Raw genomic sequence first — 22,256 nt, 5'->3', positions numbered from 1 at the left:
AATCAAGATCTATCGGAAGAAGATTTTGAACAGAATACGATATCAGATATCAATAAAGTATCTTCGAAAAATATGTAATTTTTATAGGAGGGGTTATGATGAACATGCCATGGAATGAGCGATATGATTCAACAGAATATTATTATGGGGAAGAGCCAAATGCATTTATACGAGAGCAGGCGTACCGATTAGACAGCCACAAACGCATCATTGCTTTTGCGGAGGGTGAGGGGAGAAATGCAGTCTATTTAGCGCGAGCGGGACATGAAGTGACGGCCGTTGATTACTCAGAGAAAGGTCTGGCTAAAACGCAGAAGCTGGCTCTAAAGCACAATGTCCATGTGCATACCAAGCAGATGAACCTTCTTACAGAAGATGTCCCTCAAAAAGAATATGATGCGGCGATCATGGTATTTGGTCATTTTCATCATAGTGATCAGCTTGTAGTTCTGAATAAGCTTAAGCAGGCTGTAAAGCCTGGCGGCATGATCATGATTGAGGTCTACTCGAAGGAGCAGATCCATTATCGAACAGGCGGACCTTCCGATATTGACATGCTTTACGAGCCTACGGATATCCTCGCTTGGTCTAGGGGATTAAAAGTGCTGCATTTCTTTTACGGAGAGCAGGAACGGGTAGAAGGGAAAGGACACACTGGATTAGCCCATGTTATTCAATTCGTGCTGAGGCTATAATAATTTAGCATTTTGGAGAGATGCATTACTTTTAATTGGGTTTACTCTACATTTCAAAATAAATCAATTGTGTTAAAATTCCAAGGATTATATTGTAAACGAAATCTATGGGTGCTACTATTTTACAAAGTAGGGCGATTATAGTACCTCTGCCTTTTGCCAAGACAAACTCCGAATTCGCTTAACCTACTATTACTTATGATAGGAAAACGAAACAATCAGGAGGACTGATGGCACCCACCATGGATAAAAAACTATTTCCTTTAACCCAGGCGCAACGAAGAATATGGTACACGGAGCTTTTATATCCGAATACAACATTAAGCATGATGGCCGGAACGATGGTAATGAGGGGAGCTATTGATGTATCCCTTCTTATGCAGGCTGTTCAAAAGCTCATCAAAGATCACGATGCATTTCGGATTCGCATAACCGAACAGCATAATCAACCCATGCAATGGTTTGAAGATGAGTCCAATATTCATCCCTCAATCGATTATTTGGAAATGGCGAGCCGCACGGAAGCCGAAAAATGGATGCAACGATTTTGCAGCTCCCCGATCAGCATGTTCGAAATCGACAAGTATAAGATTGCCATTATGAAAATCAATGATGAAGAATATTGGTTTAACTTGAAAGTCAACCATATCATTGCGGACGGCGTGTCCATGTATCAATTATGCAAGTTCATCATGAATAATTATACGGCATTAAAAAGCGGGATAAATCCGCTCCCTGTTCCAAAAGGCACATATATGGAGTACATCCATGCCGACCAAGATTATATGAAGTCGGAACGTTATCGAAAAGATAAATGTTACTGGATGAAAAAGTTCGAAACATTGCCGGAAGTCACTGGATTGAAACATTCTTCCCCTGATGAACCATTAACAGACGCAAAAAGGATCAGCGTCACCCTCACCGATGAACAATACTGTCGATTGCGAGCATTTAGCGAAGCAAGCAATATTAGTGCCTTTGTTTTTTTTCTGACCTCCATGTATCTGCTGCTGTACAAACATACGGGAAATGTCGATGTTCCCGTCGGTACCGTGTTTGCAAACCGTACAAGCAGGAACGAGAAAGAAGCCTTAGGAATGTTTGTAAGCACGGTTGCCACCCGATTGTCGTTTGACCCCGATCAAACACTGGAATCCTTACTCCATCTTGTATTCAAAGAGCAGCAAGCCTATTTCCGTCATCAAAAATACCCATACAACCACCTCATCCAAGATTTGCGGGATCGAGATGCGAAAAGAGATATGCAAGACCTGTTTCGCGTGTCCTTGAACTACACGCCAATTCGTTGGACGCAATATGGCGATATCTCTGTTCAACTGAACGCTAGATTTTGCGGCCATGAGACGAATGACTTTTTTGTACATATCGAGGATTTCTTAGATTTACAACAGATGAGCCTGCATGCAGACTATCGGATTCAATTATTTAAAGAACACGAAATTGAGAGAATTATGGAGCAATTGCTTATTATTGCGGATCAGATACTTTCAAACCCCCAACAAACTGTGCGCGAGTTGTCGATAGTCGGGGAAAGGGAGCTGAGCAGATTGTTGACGGAGTTTAATCCTCATTTTCTGCCGCATTGCCCGGAGCGCTTATTGCATCAAGCTTTTGAAGAACAAGCCAAGCAGAATCCCGACCATGAGGCCGTCATCTGCATAGACAAAAAGCTTACCTACAAGGAGTTGAATGAGAAGGGAAATCAGTTGGCAAGAACATTGCAAGCCCACGGTATAGGCAGAGCATCAATTGTTGGAATATTGGCCGATCGTTCCGTCGATATGCTCATTGGCGTTTTGGCTGTATGGAAAGCGGGAGGTGCGTATGTTCCGATCGATGCCGATTATCCTGAGGAACGCATTCAATTCATGATTGTTGATAGCGGGGCGACATTATTGCTGACGCAGTCGCATTTCCTGCAGCGTTCTCCAGTTCTTGGGGAACTGCCGTCCCTGCGAACCGTACTCTGCATGGACGACGAAACGATTAATAACGGAGACAATGCGAACTTGCCTAATCTGAACAATCCATCTGATCTGGCTTACGTGATTTATACATCAGGCACGACCGGACGCCCGAAAGGCGTCATGATCGAGCATTCGGCCCTTACGAATACAGCCGAGGCCAATCGACGAGAATACGGTCTTGACCAATTCCCTGTAAAGCTCCTTCAGCTTGCGAGCTTTTCTTTTGACGTGTTCGTCGGAGACATAGCACGAACGCTTTATAATGGCGGGACGATGATCATTTGCCCGGCAGAAGACCGGGTCGATCCGTCTCGGCTAAATGGCTGGATTCAGAAATTTGAAATTACGATATTCGAATCTACGCCCGCACTCATCATCCCGTTCATGAATTACGCATACGAGCACGATTTCAATATGAGCTCCATGCGCCTGCTGATCGTCAGCTCCGATAGCTGCAGTGTTAATGATTACCGGACATTGCAGGAGCGCTACGGCTCCCAATTCCGGATTATTAACAGCTATGGGGTGACGGAGGCGGCAATCGATTCAAGTTACTATGACGAGCCGCTGGATCTATTGCCGAAGACGGGAAGCGTACCGATCGGCAAAGCTTGGATGAATGCACGATTCTATATTGTAGATCGGCAGCTCAATCCCGTTCCGATAGGAATGCCGGGCGAACTGTGCATCGGCGGCCCGGGAGTGGCCAGAGGATATTTGAATCTCCCGGACATTAGTGAGGAAAAGTTCGTACCAAGCCCGTTCGTTCCAGGTGAACGACTGTATCGCACGGGCGATCTGGCGCAGTGGATGGTTGACGGCAATGTTGATCTCATCGGACGCATCGATTTTCAAGTTAAAATCCGCGGCTTTCGCATCGAACTTGGAGAAATCGAGGCAGCAATGCTAGCATTTCCAGGAGTTCATCAAGCAGTCGTAATCGACCGAATGGACAGCAGCGGGGAAAACTATCTTATTGCTTACGTTGTTTCCGAGTGCTCATTAGATATGAAAGAACTTCGGTGTTTCTTAAAGAAAACATTGCCGACCTATATGATTCCTGCGCGCTTCCTGCGTCTTGACCGCCTGCCTTTGACATTCAACGGCAAAATAAATCGAAATGCACTTCCAACGCCGAAAGCTATCGAGCCTGTCGAAGAGGAACACGAAGTGGCGGAGACTCCATTGGAAATCAGACTTGTAGACATGTGGAAAGAAATGTTGGGAGTTGAACAGATCGGCGTTAAGCAGAATTTCTTTGATATTGGTGGACATTCTTTGCGCGCAACAATGCTGGTCAGCAGAATTAATAAAGAATTGCAAGTCAATCTCCCGCTGCGTGACGTATTCCGGTTCCCTACGATTAAGGCAATGGCCCAGGCGATAAGCGAATTGGAGCAGCGGACGCACAAACCTATTCCCGTAACGGAAAAAAGAGAATATTACGCGATCTCATCTGCCCAGAAAAGGCTTTATACCCTTCATCAGCTTGAGGGAGCAGATCAAAGCTATAACATGTCCGGCAGTGTGTTGATTTTGGGATCATTGTGTCGAAAACAATTTGAGAAGGCGTTTCGAGATCTGATTGCGCGACATGAAACGCTGCGAACCGGATTCGAGCTGGTTGACGGCGAACCTATGCAGTGCGTACATGATGAGATCCATTTCGAAATCGAATATATGCATGCTGGCGAGGAAGAAGCGGCGGAAATTGAAAATGCCTTTATCCGGACGTTTGACTTAAGTAAACCTCCGCTTATGCGGGTAGGCTTGGCTGAATTGAAGGACGATCGGCATCTGTTTCTTTTCGATATGCATCACATTATCTCTGACGGCGTCTCGACCGCGATTCTGATCGATGAATTTTCCCGCTTGTACGGCGGAGAGGAACTGATGCCTTTACGCATTCAGTTCAAAGACTACGCGGCATGGCAAATGTCCGAAGCACAGCAGGAAGAAGCGAAACTTCAGGAAGCATACTGGTTAAGCGTGCTGGAAGGACAATTGCCAGTATTGGAAATGCCGACTGACTATGCAAGACCTGCCGTGCGAAGTTTCGAGGGAGATACGCATCAATTTGAGTTGGATGCTGAAACGAGCAGGGCACTCGTACGATTGTCATCCGAAACCGGAACAACACTGTTCATGGTATTGTTCACTGTCTATGTGATCATGCTTCACAAATATACAGGGCAAGAGGACATTGTGGTTGGCACCCCGATTGCCGGCAGGACGCACGAAGACTTACAACCGCTCATAGGTATGTTTGTCAATACGCTAGCCATTCGCAGTCATCCGAGCGGGGACAAAACATTCCTGACTTACTTGGAAGAAATAAAGGAAACGACATTGGGAGCCTTGGAGAATCAAAGCTATCCTTTTGCGGAACTCGTAGAAAAGGTTCTTGTGGCGCCGGATAAGAGCCGTAATCCAATATTCGACACGATGTTTGTATTGCAAAACACGGAAGAAGCTGAAGTGAATATTCTCGGGTTGCGCTTGAAGCCGCAGCCAAGTTTGCGGCCGGTTTCAAAATTCGACTTGACCTTCCAGGCTTCGGAGGAAGAAGGCCGGCTTGCGTGCAGCATTGAATATGCGACAGCTTTATACAAGCAGGAAACCATAAAACGCATGGCAGGGCATTTCAAGCAGCTTGTCAGCCAGGTAATCAATCATCCGAAGGCAGATTTGGCCTCGCTGCAGATGTTAACTCCCGAAGAATCTGCGTTAATTTTGAGCAACTTCAATAGTACAGAGATGGAATATGCCAGAGAGAGGACGATACATCAGCTTTTCGAGGAACAAGCAGAGAAAACACCGAATTCTGTGGCGGTCGAGTTCGAAGGCATGCGGCTCACCTACCGAGAACTGAATGAAAAAGCGAATAGTCTGGCGCGAACGCTGCAATCGGCTGGTGTCGTGCCGGATGCACGAGTAGGGATCATGGTCGAACGTTCGATCGAGATGATTATAAGCATCCTGGCCATTCTGAAGGCAGGAGGCGCTTACCTGCCAATCGATCCGGATTATCCGCAGGAGCGAGTTCACTTCATGCTGGAGGATTCGGGAGCTCAAATCATAGTGGGACATCGCCGGTTGCTTGATTCAATCCATGTGCAATGCAAAATCGTGGCGTTGGACGATCCGCATCTATATAGCAAAGACATGACAAATTTAGAACCAGTTTCCACTCTATGTCATTTGGCATATGTGATCTACACGTCAGGAACGACGGGAAAACCGAAAGGCATTCTAACAACCAATCGAAATGTAGTGCATTTTGTGCATGCATCGAAATTTCTCGAAATTTCCGAAGAGGATCGTATATTGCAGCTTTCCAGCTTTTCATTTGACGGATCGATATTCGATATTTTCGGGACGTTATTGAACGGAGCCAGACTCATTCTTATCCCGCAAGAGTCGGTATTGAATATCGAACAACTTGCAGAACGGATTGAGCGGCAGCAGATTACGAGAATGGTAATTACAACTGCGCTATTTCATCTTCTCGTCGACACAAACCTGGAATGCCTGCGCCATGTGAAATCAATTCTAGTCGGAGGCGAGCGCGCTTCCGTATCTCACGTACGCAAAGCGCTGAACTGTCTCGGTCCCGGAATTATTAAAAATATATACGGTCCGACAGAAGCAACCGTATTCGCGACTTACCATGATATCAATGAAGTGGATGATAATGCCATAAGCGTTCCAATCGGAAAACCGATCAGCAATACGTCCATTTATATCGTCAATGAGCGCAACGGATTACAGCCTATCGGCATGACGGGGGAAATATGTATTGCCGGAGACGGGATCGCACGCGGTTACTTGAATCGTCCTGACTTAACGATCGAAAAGTTCGTGGATCATCCATTTTCGAATGGGAATCGGATGTATCGAACGGGAGATCTGGGGAAATGGATGCCTGACGGGACGATAGAGTATGTTGGACGAATGGATGATCAGGTCAAAATCCGTGGCTTCCGCATCGAACTGGGAGAAGTTGAAGCCCAGTTATTAACAATCGATTCGGTAAGAGAGGCATTCGTCATTGCGCAATCTGATGAAAGCGGTGCACAACAGCTTTGCGCCTATGTAGTGGCGGACAGGGAATTAACGGGCAAAGAGCTGAGAGTCGCATTGTCGGATAAATTGCCGGCATACATGATTCCGTCTTATTTCTCGCAGGTTGCGAAAATGCCATTGACGACAAACGGAAAGGTAGACCGGAGAGCACTGGATGATTTGACAGTAAGCTTGCGGCATGACGAGGAACATGTAGCGCCGCGGACAGAAACGGAAATGCAGCTTGCGCGCATCTGGCAAGATGTGCTCGGGTTGCCTGGGAATCGCATCGGCGTAAAGGACAACTTTTTCGAAATAGGAGGCCATTCCCTGCGGGCAAGCACTTTAGTTAGCAAATTGCACAAAGAGATGCGCGTCCAATTGCCGCTGCGAGACGTGTTTCAGTACCCGACGATCGAACAAATGGCTGAAACGATTAAGCATCGGAAACATGCCGACTACGACACGATCCCGAGGATCGGGAGGAGAAATTATTATTCCGTATCTTCAGCGCAGAAACGGTTGTACGTTCTCCAGCAGTTGGAGGGCGGAGAGTTGAATTATAATATGCCGACCGCATTGGAAGTTATAGGGCTTATTGACAGAGAGCGTCTGGAAGCAGCGTTGCAGGCTCTCATCGCGAGACATGAGCCGCTTCGCACCTCTTTCCATATCGTGGATGGCAAGCCCGTTCAACGAATTCATGCGAACACAGAGTTTGAGCTTGCTTGTAAGGAGCTGATTGGAGAAAACACAGAGGAACTCATCCGTTCCTTTATCCGGCCATTTGATTTAGGACAGGCTCCACTGCTGCGCGCAGCTCTTGTAAAGCTTGAGCCGGAACGTCATCTCCTTCTCCTGGACATGCATCATATTATATCCGACGGTACTTCTGTCGCAGTGATAACCGAAGAACTAACTCAATTGTACGCGGGCAACACACTGTTGCCGCTACAGCTGCAATATAAAGAATATGCGGCATGGCAGCAAACTAGTTTGCGCACGGAGACCATAAAGCAGCAGGAACAATTTTGGATGAAGCAGTTCACCGGGGAGATCCCAGTGTTGAACTTGCCGACTGATTTTCCTCGGCCGGCATTGCGCAGCTATTCGGGAGGATGCGTAAACTTCTTTCTGGATGAGGAAATGACAAGGAATGTAAAGCGTCTGGCAAGACAAACAAATACGACAATCTATATGGTGTTAGTGTCAATTTATGGATTACTGTTGTCAAAACTGAGCAATCAGGAAGAAGTTATCGTCGGAACGCCAGTAGCAGGCCGAAGCCAAGCAGACACGGCAAGGATGGTAGGCATGTTCGTGAACACGTTGGCGCTGCGGATGTCCCCAAGCGCCAATCAATCATTCGCTGGCTATTTGCAGGTTGTCAAGCAGTCCGTGCTTGGTGCGCTGGAACATCAAGATTATCCCTTTGAGGAACTTGTACAGCGAGTTGCTCCGCCTCGGGAGTTGAGCCGCAATCCGATATTCGATGCCATGTTCATATTGCAGAACATGGAGAATGCGGAGCTCGCTTTGGATGGGGCCAGCCTGCGGCAGCACCATTTTGATTACTCGGCGGCTAAGTTTGATGTGACTTTGTCGATAACCGAAACCGATAACGGCTTACATGGAAATATGGAATATGCTTCGGCGCTGTTCGCTAAGGAAACTGCAGATCGGTGGATAAGCTGCTATATTGAGCTGCTGCGGCAGGCCATTTCCAATCCTGACATGGAAGTAAGAAGCATGGGCCTGATGAACGACGAAGAGCAAAAAAGACTTTGCGCTAGGTTTGCTGGAAAGCAGGTAGCTATTCAGGACGAACAGACTATCCACGGCCTTTTCGAAAGGCAGGCAGCAAGAACGCCTGATCAAATCGCGCTTATTTGCAATGGAGAGCAGATGAGCTACGAGGCGCTGAACCGAAAAGCTGCACAGTTGGCACATGCAATTCGATCACAAGGCGTTTCTCGAAATGAAGTCGTTGCAGTGCTTGCCGATCGCTCGATATTGCTAGTGGCAAGCTTGTTGGGTGTAGGCAAAGCTGGAGCCGCATATCTTCCGCTTGACCCGCTTCTTCCGGAAGAACGGATTGCGAGCATCATACACGATAGCGGATGTCGGGTGGTCGTAACGGATTCTGCACATGTGGCGAAGATTCCTGATAAACAATTAACCGTATTGCTGGATCGGCTGCCTATGTCATGCGAAGAAGACTCCCTTGCATTCCCATGTTCATCCGTTAGCCCGTCAGATCTCGCGTATGTCATTTATACGTCAGGCTCTACGGGCAAGCCCAAAGGGGTCATGGTCGAGCATCGTTCGGTTCATAATTTGCTCGTTGGCATCATTCAAGAAATACCACTCGAAACGATAAACAATGTATTGTCTTTGACGACTGTCTCATTTGATATTTTCGTACTCGAAACGCTGCTGCCGCTCATGCTAGGTTGTACGGTGGTTATGGCAACGCATGAGGAACAAATGGAGCTTGAGCGACTTGCTCATTTATGCCAGGATCATCGGATCGAGCTTCTTCAAACGACGCCTGCCCGGCTGAGGATGCTGCTTGATAATACCCGCATGGCAGAAGCGCTGGGTTCGCTGCGCTATATGCTAATTGGGGGAGAGGCGCTGACAGAAACGCTATTGCATCGTGTCCGTACGATAACGAGCGCCCGTTTGTTCAATATGTACGGCCCGACAGAAACAACCGTCTGGTCGACCGTCAAGGAACTCACTCATGATACGCGCATTACGATAGGTCGGCCGATTGCCAATACAAGAATTTATATTATGAACGATCACGGCCTGATTCAGCCCGTCGGCATCGAAGGCGAACTGTACATCGCAGGTAAGGGCCTGGCACGGGGTTATATGAACAATCGGAAGCTTACGGCTGAACGATTCGTACAAGAGCTTAATGGAGATCACGATGATGGATACGGAAAAATGTATCGTACCGGAGACCGTGCCCGTTACCTCAACGATGGAACCATCGAATATTTGGGCCGCCTGGACGATCAAGTGAAAATTCGCGGGAATAGGGTCGAACCTGGCGAGATTGCTGCCGCATTGTCCAACCATCCATCAATCCGTGCAGCGGTAGTCGTAGACGGGGAAGAGGCGGGCAACAGCACATATTTGATTGCCTATTATGAATCGGCAGAACCAGAACCGCTGCCTGTATCTAATCTCCGTGAATATTTAGGATGCCGTCTTCCTGCCTATATGATCCCGTCTTTTTTTGTGCAGTTAAACAGCATTCCTATGAACTCAAATGGGAAGGTCAATAAGCATGCACTGCCTCTTCCGAATGCAACAAAATCTCCTGTATCCCGAGATGCCCTGCCGCGCAATGAAGGAGAACGAATTCTTGCTGACATGTGGAAGGAAGTGTTAGATGTGCGGGAAGTCGGACGAAATGATAATTTCTTTGAGCTGGGGGGACATTCACTGCATGCTGCGCTATTAGTTGAAAGAATCCGCAGGGAACGAAACAGCCAGATAAAGCTGACCGACTTTTTCATGCATCCCACGATTGCATCATTGGCAAGCCGCCTGTTCGAGCCGTCCGTTCGCAAAGAGCGGATTGCTGATGTCGAAGAAAGGGTGGAATCACGCAAATCACTGATGAAAAGGCAAAGAGATCTCAGAGGAAAAGCAAGAACATAAAATAAATAGGGGTGAACCACTTGTTACGAGATGAAACATTATGGGAGCAAGGAATCGCTGTCATCGGCATGTCCGGGAGATTTCCCGGAGCTGAGGATGTAGACGCATATTGGAAACTGTTAAGCCAGGGCGATCTAGGAGTTCGCTTCTATACAGATGAGGAACTGCTGCAAGCGGGGGTTCGGGAAGAAGTTCTACAGGATTCCCAATATATTAAAGCAAAAGGGGTGTTGGATGACCCGGTCATGTTTGATGCCGCTTTTTTCGGAATGAATCCCCGTGAAGCGGAATGGACCGACCCCCAGCAAAGGCTGTTTCTCGAATGTGCGCATGAGGCACTGGAGAATGCAGGCTGGATTTCCGACGGCTATCCCGGACGGATCGGGGTCTATGGCGGCTGCTCGCTAAGCACTTACTTGTTGAACCATGTTATTGCTTACGGACTCGATCAAGGATTGGGAGATATCACCTCCATTGTATCAAGCAATGATAAGGATTTCTTGACAAGTCGCGTATCATACAAGCTTGATTTAAAAGGTCCTGCAGTGACCGTACAAACAGCGTGCTCCACTTCTTTGGTCGCTGTACATATGGCATGTCAGTCTCTTATGAGCGGGGAGTGCGACATTGCGTTGGCAGGCGGAAGCACCGTTACGTTCCCCAATCATTCCGGATACAAGTACCAGGAAGGCATGATTTTGTCTCCTGATGGAATCTGCCGCGCTTTCGATAGTGAGGCTCAGGGAAGTGTCCCCGGCAACGGCGTTGGGATCGTAGTACTGAAGCGTCTAGAAAAGGCCGCGGCAGACGGGGACTTCATCTATGCTGTAATTCGCGGTACCGCGATTAACAATGACGGTGCACTTAAGGCAGGTTTCACTGCCCCTAGCCCGGAAGGTCAGGCTGACGTAGTTGCAGAAGCCTTGGCGATCGCCGATGTCCATCCCGAGACGATATCATATGTCGAAGCCCACGGCACGGCTACTATAGTTGGAGATCCAATCGAAATCGAAGGATTAACGATGGCTTATCGGCAGTGGACAGATTTAATCGGATACTGCGCAATCGGTTCCGTTAAAACGAATATCGGCCATCTCGACTGTGCCGCAGGAGTGGCAGGATTCATCAAGACGGTGCTCGCCCTTCATCATCGCCAAATTCCACCTTCCCTCCATTTTAAAGCACCGAATCCGCAAATCGATTTTACGGAAAGCCCGTTCTACGTTAATACGGAACTGAGGGACTGGGAAGATGCGAGATATCCTAGGCGTGCGGGAGTAAGCTCTTTCGGCATCGGGTCAACGAACGCTCATGTCGTCCTGGAGGAAGCACCCCTGACAGAAAGCGATGCTTGCTTGCGGCCTTGGCACAGCTTGCTTATATCCGCTAAATCGGAGAAGGCACTTGCCGCAGCTTGCGAAAGGATGGCTGGCTATTTAACTAGAAACCCTTTTATACCATTCGAAGAAATTACTTATACAACGCAGGTTGGCAGAAAAGCATACCCGTTCCGCAAAGCCGTCGTTTGCCGAAATGCCGCCGATGCACAGCGCATGCTGGCCTTTAAACCGGATTCGGAAAAGATTCGGAGCACAGATGAACAACCAATGACTGTATGGATACTTCTCCCTTGGTTGGAGGAGAGCCTTTCCGGGTTACTAGAGTTGTACAGAACTGAACCGCTCTTCTGCCGCGAATTAAATGAAGCAATTGAAAAAGCTGAGTCTGTCAGCGGACTAGAATTGAAAGCCGTATTTAAAGGCTTCTTAAACGATGCCCACGCTAATCAGCAGCATCATCCACTGCAATTGAATTCACGCATAAAACTACTGATCTCAGTAGCGGCTTCTTACAGTCTTGCTTCAGTATTGAATCACATGGAGCAAACGCCCGATCGAATTGGGGGTAAAGAAGAAGGGGAGTATGCGGCCGCCTGCATCGCTGGGTGTTGTTCATTGGAAGAAGCCTTCAAGCTTACGCTTGCCCGGCAAGACTTTATAGAAAACGGAGACATCGAGAAGTTCGCCAATACAGTCAATGGCATACGCTTTGCTGCTCCCCGCATCCCAACCTTGAATGCGGAGATGAATATCGCATTATATAAAGAATCGGAATTGACGGCAAAAATCAGAGAACGGTCGCTAAGTTCAGAAATTACAGAAGCGCTCAAGGATGGGCGATGGAGAGCGATAGCGATCGGATCACCACTGCACACCTACACAAACGGGGATGAAAATTCTTTAAGCTGCTACGACTGTCATTCTTGGGCGGACACTTTGGCAGCAATTTGGGAAGCGGGCAACGAAATGAATTGGCAGGCGCGTTATGCGTTAGAGAAGAGAAGAAGAATGCCGCTGCCAACTTATCCATTTGAAAGACAACGCTATGAAATTCCAAACTCGAGAGGCTTCGACGCATCCTTCCCGAACGCGAAAAGCAATGAAAGACAGGAGGAACCGGAATACCCGGCTCCACTAGAATACGAGAGCCCGCGTCAGTACGTGGAGCAGAAGCTTATTGTATTTTTCGAAGAGGTTCTCGGCATGCCGGAGCTGGACATACATGCTCCATTCTATGAGCTTGGGGCTGACTCTCTGAATAAAATGCAGGTTATATCACGAATTCGGGAGATGTACCCGATCTCGCTGAATGTGCAGGAATTGTATGCGGCTGAAACCATTTCCGAGCTTGCAGACATTATCGAACTAGCCTATATCGAACTGCTGGAAAAAGAAGAAGAGGAAGGAGAGGAAAAACCCATGACCAATCGGCATTCGTTAGCACAACGTAGAGCGCAGTTATCGGACAAGCAGCGGGCGATGCTAGAAAAATGCTTCAAGGGGACGTCAAAGCTGATCACGCTCCTTCCTCTGACAGGCATGAGATTCCGGTTCGCCAAAAAAAAGAAAAGCATCGGCTTTCGTACGCCCAACAGAGGCTATGGCTATTTTCTACCCTGGAGCCGGAATCAACGGCGTATAACTTGGTTTACGGCATGAGGCTGAGGGGAGATTTGCAGGTCGAAGCATTCGAGAAAAGCCTGCAGGAACTCGTAAAACGGCACGAGGTTCTGCGCACCGTATTTCACGAGGAGGACGGAAGTCCTTATCAACTCGTGCTGGATGACATGGATATGCCGCTGGAGCGGAAAGACTTGCGGGAAGTACCGCCAAGCGAACAGGATGAAGCGGTGAAACAGCATATGTCCTTGATTAGTAGGCCGTTTGATCTCACACATGGACCGCTGCTTAGGGCGATTCTTCTATGCCTTGCTGATAGGGAGCATGTACTGCTGATTTCCTTTCATCATATCATTACTGATGGTTGGTCCCACCATGTATTTGGCAAGGAGCTGCTGGAGTATTATCTTTCCTTCGTTAGCGGAGAGGCGGAGCGCATGCCCGCCCTTCGCGTGCAGTATGCGGACTTTGCGGAGTGGCAGCGGGAACGGTACTGCGAGAACGCGCTTCAAGAACAGTTATCGTATTGGATACAAAAGCTGGCTGGAGCGCCGGAACTGCTTCAGCTTCCGACAGATCGCCCGCGCCCTGCACGGCAGCAATATACGGGAAAGAAGCTTAGCTTCGATCTTCCGCAGCAGTTATCGACAAGGCTTTTCCAACTCGCAGCCGAGGAGAAGGCCACTTCCTTTATGCTGTTGATGGCAGCATTTCAGACGCTGCTGCATCGCTATACCGGTGAGGAAGATATTTGCGTTGGAACCGCGATATCAGGCAGAAACCACAAAGATGTGGAATCTATGATCGGTTTTTTTGTCAATACGCTCGTCATTCGTTCTGAGATCACTGCAAATTTGCCGTTCCGCGAGCTGCTTCGCCAAGTTCGCAAGCATGCGTTGGAAGCCTATGCATATCAAGACGTTCCGTTCGAGCTTGTAGTGGAGAAGGTGGCTGGGACGCGAAGCCTGGGTTATTCGCCATTGTTCCAGGTCATGTTCACGCTTCAAAATACGCCTGTAATTGATGTAGAAATAGCTGACCTGACATTCGAGCCTTTACACGTAAATACGGAGACAACTCTCTTCGATCTGACTCTTGAAGTGATTGAGAGGGGCGGGAGCTGGAAAGGAACTTTTACATACAATCAAAGTCTATTTGAAGAAGCAACGGTGAAGAAAATGATAAGGCACTTTCTGATGCTGCTTTCCAGTATTGCAGACCATCCAGACACCCCTGTCAAATCTTTGCCGATATTGCTGGAAGATGAGCGTAATCTGCTGCTGAATGTATGGAATAGGACCGAGCAGGAATTCTCCCCTTGCGAAACCCTTCACCGGATGGTGATCGCACAAGCTGAGGCAGAACCGGACCGGATTGCCGTTCAGAACGGAGCCGAAATTCTAACCTATATAGAGCTAGCGGCTCGCTCTGATCGTCTGGCCCATTACCTGCTCAAGCAGGGCAGCGGGCCGGGGACGGTTACTGCAATATGTCTCAACCGTTCGCCTGAACTGGTCATTGCCCAATTGGCCGCGCTTAAAGCGGGCGGTGCGTACTTGCCCATTGATCCTGAGATGCCGGTGGAACGAATTGCTCATATCCTAGCAGATTCCAAGGCGTCTAATTTACTGACGAGTCGTTCTCTGCATGAGCATATCGCATCACGCTGTGAGACCAGAATCAAGATGGAACATGAAGGGATCGTTCTAGCTTCGCGGAATGGTTACAAAGAGGCGAGTCCACTGATCGACAAAGTCATTGGCAGTGACGCAGCTTATGTCATTTATACATCCGGTTCAACGGGTAATCCTAAAGGGACAATAATCCCGCATGCATCGGTTGTCAACTTCATGCACTGGTATAAAGACATTTCGGCATTAACGTCCACTGACCGCGTTTGCTTTGCCGTCGGTGTTGGCTTCGATATGTCCGTCGCGGAAATTTGGGGGGTCACTGATCTGCGGTGCATCGTTATGGATTCCGCCCGAAGAAATAAGACTTCAGCCCGAGTTGCTGCGAGACTGGATGGTGGACAATGCGATCACGTTTGCCTTTCTTCCAACACCGATAGTCGAGCTATTAGTCAATATTCCTTGGCCCGAACATACCTCTCTGCGCCGTTTATTCACGGGGGGAGACAAATGGAACGCAACGCTTCCAATCGGACTTCCGTTTGATGTATATGAAGCATATGGTCCCACGGAGTGCACGATCGCCAGCACTTATCGCATCATTGAACCGGGACATGCGCATAGCCCCGCTCATATTGGTAGGCCGCTCGCAAATACAAAAATATATATTGTGGATAAAATGCTGCAGCCAACCCCGATAGGTATTCCCGGGGAACTGTGCATCGGCGGAATCGCGGTCGGCAGCGGTTATTTGCGAATGCCGTCGATGACCAACGAGAAGTTCATACTGGATCCGTTTTCGTTACGAGAGGGAGCGCGGTTATACCGCAGCGGAGACCGGGCCCGCTATTTGCCGGATGGACGTATCCAGTTTCTTGGGAGATTGGACGATCAGGTGAAAGTTCGGGGCTTCCGTATCGAGCTTGGTGAAATTGAAGCGGCGCTTGCCGCACAACCTTCTATAAAAGAAGCGGTCGTGATCCTGAGGGAGGATATCCCTGGAGATAAACGAATTACGGCTTACATGACAGGAAATACAAAGATTGCGCCGGACATAGAAGTCCTTCGTCGCGCTCTTAAAGAGCGTTTACCTGATTATATGATTCCAACGGCATTTGTTGCGCTTGATCGACTTCCGCTCAATAATAATGGCAAAATCAACCGGAAGGCGCTGCCGAAGCCGAATGAGGATAGCATGTCTAATGATCCGTCCGACGAACCACGCAATGATATCGAAAAGCTGTTGTGCGGTATAATGTCTAATCTGCTTGGACTTGGCAGGGTCGGAATACATCAGAACTATTTCGAGATCGGCGGCGATTCGATCAAGACGATGATGCTGATATCCCGTGCAAGACAAGCGGGTGTATCGATATCCCATGAGCAAATTTACCAATATCAGTCTGTTGCGGAATTAAGCGGAGTTATTGCCGAGTGCGACAAGGGAACGGTTGCGGCCCACGACGAAAAAGCAGTGCGAGAGAACGAAGCCGTTGCGGGCTTTTCATTAGTAGGATTGAACCGAAGCGATGTTGCCGCTATTGCCTCCCTGGATCCTGAAGAGATTGAGGACGTATATCCGGTTACGCCGCTACAAGATTACATGCTTGATACCTTGCTGAACAATCCCGAACCGGCTCAGTTTTTTGTAAATATGGTCATGCGCTTTACGGACAAATTGGAGCCTGAACTCATGACACAGGCCTGGAATCGAGTGGCAAATCATTATGCATTAACGAGGACGTCCATCTTCCATGAAGGATTCGACCAACCGATACAGGTCATGCGGCGGAATGTTCGTATACCGGTTCACTACGCGGATTGGCGCGAATGGGATGCTGACCGTCAGTTTCATGAACTGATGCGATATCAGGATGTTCAACTGTGTGCAAGCAATATTGCTTATATCAAACGGCCGACTACTTATGAAGTCATGTTTGCTCGGATAGGAGATCGCGAGAATTTCCTGGTTATGAGCTGTTCGTATTTACTGATGGACGGGTGGAGTCATTTTATTGTCTTGGCCGAAGTGCTCAAATGCTATTACAGTCTGGTGGAAAGCAGGTCTTATCAGCTGCCGCCGGTACGCAATTATCGGAATTACATAGCATGGTTGCAGCAGCAAGATATAGAACAATCTAAGCGATATTGGATAGCGGAACTTGCTGGCTTCCGCCATGCGACCCCGCTTATCGAAAATGCTCCGCATAATCGGGGGAGGTCAGGAACTGGCGGCTTCGCGAAACAATACGTCGAATTCGAGGTCTCTGCTCCGCACACGGTGAAAGAGCTAATCCGTCAAAGTGGTGTAACAATGAGCGTAGTGTTTCAATTGTCTTGGGCGCTGCTTTTGGCTCGTTATACAGGTCAGCGCGATGTATTGTTCGGCGTCATGTCGACTGGCAGACACCCGGAATTCGAAGGGATTGAGGAGATAGTTGGTCCTGCAATCAATACGCTCCCCATGAGGATACGTTTGCTTGAAGACGAAAATGTATTGCAGATCCTCAAGCAAATTCAAGCGAAGCAGCTTCGATTGACGAAATATGATTATACACCGCTCAAGAAAGTCCGGGAGTGGAGCGGACTAGCGGATAATCAGATCCTGTTTGAGTCATACATGATTGTTCAGAACCTCGGATCATACTTTGATATCGCCATCGAAATGGATGAGGATGAGATTCCGTTGGTTAACGAGTATGGCAAGTCGCTTGCGATTTTCAACTCCGGTACGCCGCTGCGCATTGATGTCGTTGGGACTTTGGAGGGGAGCTGTCAAATTTATATGACCTATCTTAAAGCGCGTTTCCGCGACGAATCGATCTTGCAAATGCTCTCGGATCTTCAGAATATGTTCAATGACCTCTGCCTCCATCCGCATCAAAGCATTGCAAGCTTGATCTATGCAACTCCTGAGCCTGCATTCATTTAAGTGGAGCAGAAAGGGGGGATGTGGACACATCCAATAAGAAGGTTGAAAAATTCATGCGAAGGAGCAGAATGCGAAAGCATCTGCTCTTTTCGTTTTTCTTTCAGCAGGAAGCTTCATTACATTCTAGATTTCATTACACCAAAATGAATTTTAGAACTATCGCATTCAGTTCTTGAATCTTCGAATCGCATGGTATATTATGTAAGGGAATGAACATTCATTCCGCATAAAGGGTGATACGATTGTCCACTAACAAAAGAGAAGACATTTTACACGCCGCATTACATCTATTTACCGCACGCGGGTACGATGCAACAACCGTACCAATGATCGCTGATCGGGCCAATGTTGGCGCTGGCACCATTTACCGATACTTTGAGAACAAGGAGGAGCTGCTGAATTCCTTATTCCAAGAATGTACTGAACAATTTTTCCATGCCGTTTCACAAGGATTTCCTGAAGCTGCAACTGCTCGCGCACAGTTCCATCATATTTTTGTTCAGACCATTTATTTTGCAAAGGAAAATAGAGAGGCTTTTTCGTTCATAGATTCACATTTGAATCCTAGATTGCTGGATGAGAAAAGTCTGAAGACATTCGAAGTAGGCATGGATTTTATCCGACACTTTTTAATCAAAGGACAACAGGAGGGCACAATCTCCCCGTTGCCTCCCAATGCACTGATTTCCATTTTCTATGGGGCTCTTGTTAAATTATTCGAAACAATACGAGCAGAGGTGCTGGAGGAGACGAACGAGCTTCTTGCTGGCGTGGAGGAGTGCTGCTGGAATGCGATCCGAGTCCATTAACTCGGATGTCTTCTGCACATTACGGAATGAATATTCATTCCTATGATTTGAAATCATGATTTTTATTGCTATCCTGCACAACACGGCATCTTATGAGCTACCTCTTACGAAATGTTAGATACCATCCGAGGAGGCAAAATTATATGTCAATTTCGATTCCACAGCCCAAAACATATGGCCCGTTAGGAAATGTACCTCAATTGAATCCAAATACTCCGATACTGTCATTCATGAACCTTGCCGAGCAATACGGTGAAATCTACCGGATGAAGCTCCCATTTGGAACGCTGCATGTTGTCTCTGGCTACGAGTTGGCTAAAGAATTTAGCGACACTGCGCGCTTCGGTAAAATCGTGGACAAAACAATCTTGAACAATGTGCGCGCCTACGCAGGGGACGGATTGTTCACCTCTGAGACCAACGATCCGAACTGGAAAAAGGCCCATAATATTTTATTGCCAAGCTTCAGCCGTACAGCAATGCGAGGCTACTTCGATAAGATGCTTGATTTAGCGATGCAGCTTATCCAGAAGTGGTCTCGCCTAAATCCCGATGATCAAATTGAGGTGCCAGAGGATATGACAAGGCTAGCTATGGATACGATCGGGCTATGCGGCTTTAATTACCGCTTCAACAGCTTCTACCGTGATCAGCCTCACCCGTTTGTAACGAGTATGGTTCGGGCTTTGGAGGAATCCTTGAATCAAGCGCAGCGGCTTGGCATTCAGGATATGCTTATGGTCAAAACACGGCGGCAATTCCAGCAGGACATTGATGTCATGTTCTCCCTAGTTGATAAAATAATCGCTGAACGCAAAGCTCATGATCATGAAGGGGCAAACGACTTATTAGCTTATATGCTGAAAGGAAAAGACCCTGATACGGGCGAATCATTGGATGATGCAAACATTCGATATCAAATTATTACGTTCTTGGTAGCCGGACATGAAACAACGAGCGGCTTATTGTCATTCGCCCTATATTTTCTACTGAACAATCGTGATAAGCTGCAAAAAGGCTATGAGGAAGTAGATCGTGTACTGAAGGATCCTGTTCCTACCTATACACAGGTCAAGAACTTGAGATATATCCGCATGATTCTCGATGAATCACTGCGCCTATGGCCGACAGCCCCTGCCTTCAACTTGCTTGTGAAGCAAGATACGCTGCTCGTGGATAGGTATGTGATGAAGCAAGGAGATCGCTTGCTCCTTTTGCTCCCTCAATTGCACCGTGATCCTGCTGCCTGGGGAAGTGATGCACACGAATTCCGCCCAGAAAGATTCGAGGATCCGAGCCGAATTCCCCACGATGCCTACAAGCCGTTCGGCATCGGACAGCGTGCGTGCATCGGGCAGCAATTTGCTCTGCAAGAGGCGACGCTAATGCTCGGACTTATTCTCAAAAATTTTGAACTCATCGATCATACGAATTATCAATTGAAGCTAATGGAGTCGCTCACGATAAAACCCGAGGGATTTACGATGCAAGTTCGCCCGCGTCGCACTCGCAACGAAGCAATTTCCGTTCATGGCGGTCAGCGCATTCCATCTATTTTAGAAACAACAGCCATTTCAGAACTGAATTCGAGCTTTCCTCACAATATTCCGCTCCTCGTACTGTATGGCTCTAATCTTGGCACAGCAGAAGGAATTGCCCGCGAACTGGCGGAGAAAGGCCGACAACTAGGCTTCAAAAGCAAAGTAGCGCCCCTTAACGATTATGCAGCGGACTTGCCCAAGGAAGGCATTACGTTTATTGTGACAGCATCATATAACGGTCAGCCGCCCAGCAATGCACGACGCTTCGTAAAGTGGCTAAAGGAAGTGGAGCCAGAATCATTGAAAGGAGTTAGCTATTGTGTCTTTGGTTGCGGCGATCATAACTGGCCTAGTACCTATCAAAGCATTCCCATATTCATTGATGAACAGCTCGCGGCTAAAGGAGCGAATCGTTTGCTGCCTGTCGGACATGGCGATGCCAGCGGTGAATTCGAAACCGAAGTGGAGGAGTGGCGCGATAAGCTGTGGCCAGCAGTTATGCGTTCACTGGATTTGAAATTTGACGGAATTGATGGAATAGAAAAATCGACAGCTTCTTCTTTAACCGTAGAGGTTGTAAACATATCGGTTGAATCGCCGTTTGCCGATGCATACAATGTCCATTGTGCAACGATCCTCGACAATCACGAGCTGCAAAGGGGTGGAAACGGGCGCAGTACACGCCATATCGAGATTGAATTGCCTGAAGGAGTGTCTTATCTTGAAGGGGATCATTTAGGCGTGTTCCCTATCAATGCGGATAATCTAGTCGAACGGGTAATCAGCAGATTTGACTTAAATGGAAGCGATCATGTGGTGTTGCGAACTACAGGGAATAGTCCTTCCCATTTGCCATTACATCGCCCTGTACTGATAAATGATCTTCTAAGCCGGAGCGTCGAACTTCAGGAGCCTGCCACTCGAGCACAAATTCGCGAGCTTGCCGCATTGACGGTATGTCCTCCGCACCGAATTGAATTAGAAGCACTGCTTGAGGCAGAGAGCTACAGACAGAACATCCTTGAAAAGCGAGTATCGATGTTAGATTTACTTGAAAAATATGAGGCTTGCTTAATGACGTTTGAGCGCTTTTTAGAGCTGCTCCCGCCACTAAAAATACGATACTACTCGATATCCAGTTCCCCTCGCGTACAGCCGAATCAGATTAGTCTCACGGTAGGGGTCGTACAGAGCCCAGCTTGGAATGGACGCCATGAATATCGAGGCGTTGCTTCCAATTTTCTTGCAGACAGACAACCAGGCGAATCAATCATGATGTTCATTCAGCCGCCGCAATCCAATTTCCGGCTGCCGGAGGATCCGAGTACACCTATTATTATGGTAGGACCCGGAGTAGGGATTGCGCCGTTTCGTGGATTTATTCAAGCCCGGCAGGCCATGAAGGAGCAAGGGATTTCGCTTGGCAGCGCGTATCTTTATTTTGGCTGTCGAGATGCGACGGATCATATCTATGAGGAAGAGCTTAAGCAATATCAATTAGAGGGAATTGTTACGGTACACACCGCATTTTCTCGAATTGAGGGTCAACCAAAAACATATGTCCAGCATCTTATCAAGCAGCAACAGCACGAAGTGATCGGTCTCCTTGATCAGGGAGCAATATTCTATGTGTGCGGTGATGGAAGCGCTATGTCACCAGATGTGGAGGCAACACTTAAGCAGATGTATCAAGACGTTCATGGTGTTGGCGAGACGAAAGCGAACAGATGGCTGGAGCAGCTCGGGGCCGACGGGAGATATGTGAAAGATGTATGGGCAGGCAGAAAAGCTTAATTACCAAAACAAGTTGTAAATGAGTTGCAGGACAAGGGCGCCCTAGATGGGCGCCCTTTATCATTTGGATAGTTCAACTAGGTCATTCGTGTGATTGTGTTGAAAGGACAGGCTTTATATACTTGATTGGAGGTTGAAAGTAGTGGAGACCTTCTAGGATCAG

The 22,256-nt window shown here is 47.8% G+C and carries 6 protein-coding genes and 1 pseudogene; all 7 read left to right on the top strand.

Annotation, left to right across the window (positions count from 1 at the left end; all coding sequences use genetic code 11):
• The first annotated feature begins 95 nt into the window (after positions 1 to 95).
• The 7 genes and pseudogenes from PAV_RS25475 to PAV_RS25450 all read left to right on the top strand — a co-directional run bounded on the left by PAV_RS25475 (position 96) and on the right by PAV_RS25450 (position 22,093).
• Positions 96 to 695 (top strand): class I SAM-dependent methyltransferase, encoded by a 600-nt coding sequence (locus PAV_RS25475; RefSeq protein WP_081505829.1) that lies wholly within the window; start codon positions 96 to 98, stop codon positions 693 to 695.
• Between the two features lie 230 nt (positions 696 to 925).
• A complete protein-coding gene (locus tag PAV_RS25470) occupies positions 926 to 10,426 on the top strand; it encodes a non-ribosomal peptide synthetase (protein ID WP_005550920.1) in 9,501 nt (3,166 codons plus the stop codon).
• 20 nt (positions 10,427 to 10,446) lie between these two features.
• Entirely contained in the window at positions 10,447 to 13,425 is a 2,979-nt protein-coding gene (locus PAV_RS25465; protein WP_005550919.1) for a type I polyketide synthase, read from the top strand.
• Positions 13,311 to 15,317: pseudogene (locus PAV_RS36575) on the top strand (non-ribosomal peptide synthetase); the annotation flags it as partial. The gene PAV_RS25465 and the pseudogene PAV_RS36575, both read left to right, overlap by 115 nt.
• Positions 15,318 to 15,414: 97 nt before the next feature.
• Positions 15,415 to 17,949, top strand: coding sequence for a condensation domain-containing protein (locus tag PAV_RS32760; RefSeq protein ID WP_167549049.1), 2,535 nt, complete (start codon positions 15,415 to 15,417; stop codon positions 17,947 to 17,949).
• A gap of 242 nt (positions 17,950 to 18,191) precedes the next feature.
• Positions 18,192 to 18,758 (top strand): TetR/AcrR family transcriptional regulator, encoded by a 567-nt coding sequence (locus tag PAV_RS25455; protein ID WP_005550916.1) that lies wholly within the window; start codon positions 18,192 to 18,194, stop codon positions 18,756 to 18,758.
• A gap of 143 nt (positions 18,759 to 18,901) precedes the next feature.
• Entirely contained in the window at positions 18,902 to 22,093 is a 3,192-nt protein-coding gene (locus PAV_RS25450) for a bifunctional cytochrome P450/NADPH--P450 reductase (protein ID WP_005550915.1), read from the top strand.
• Positions 22,094 to 22,256 lie beyond the last annotated feature (163 nt).

Origin of the sequence: Paenibacillus alvei DSM 29, assembly GCF_000293805.1 — a bacterium.
GTDB lineage: Bacteria > Bacillota > Bacilli > Paenibacillales > Paenibacillaceae > Paenibacillus_B > Paenibacillus_B alvei.
This window is presented reverse-complemented; position numbering and strand designations above follow the sequence as displayed.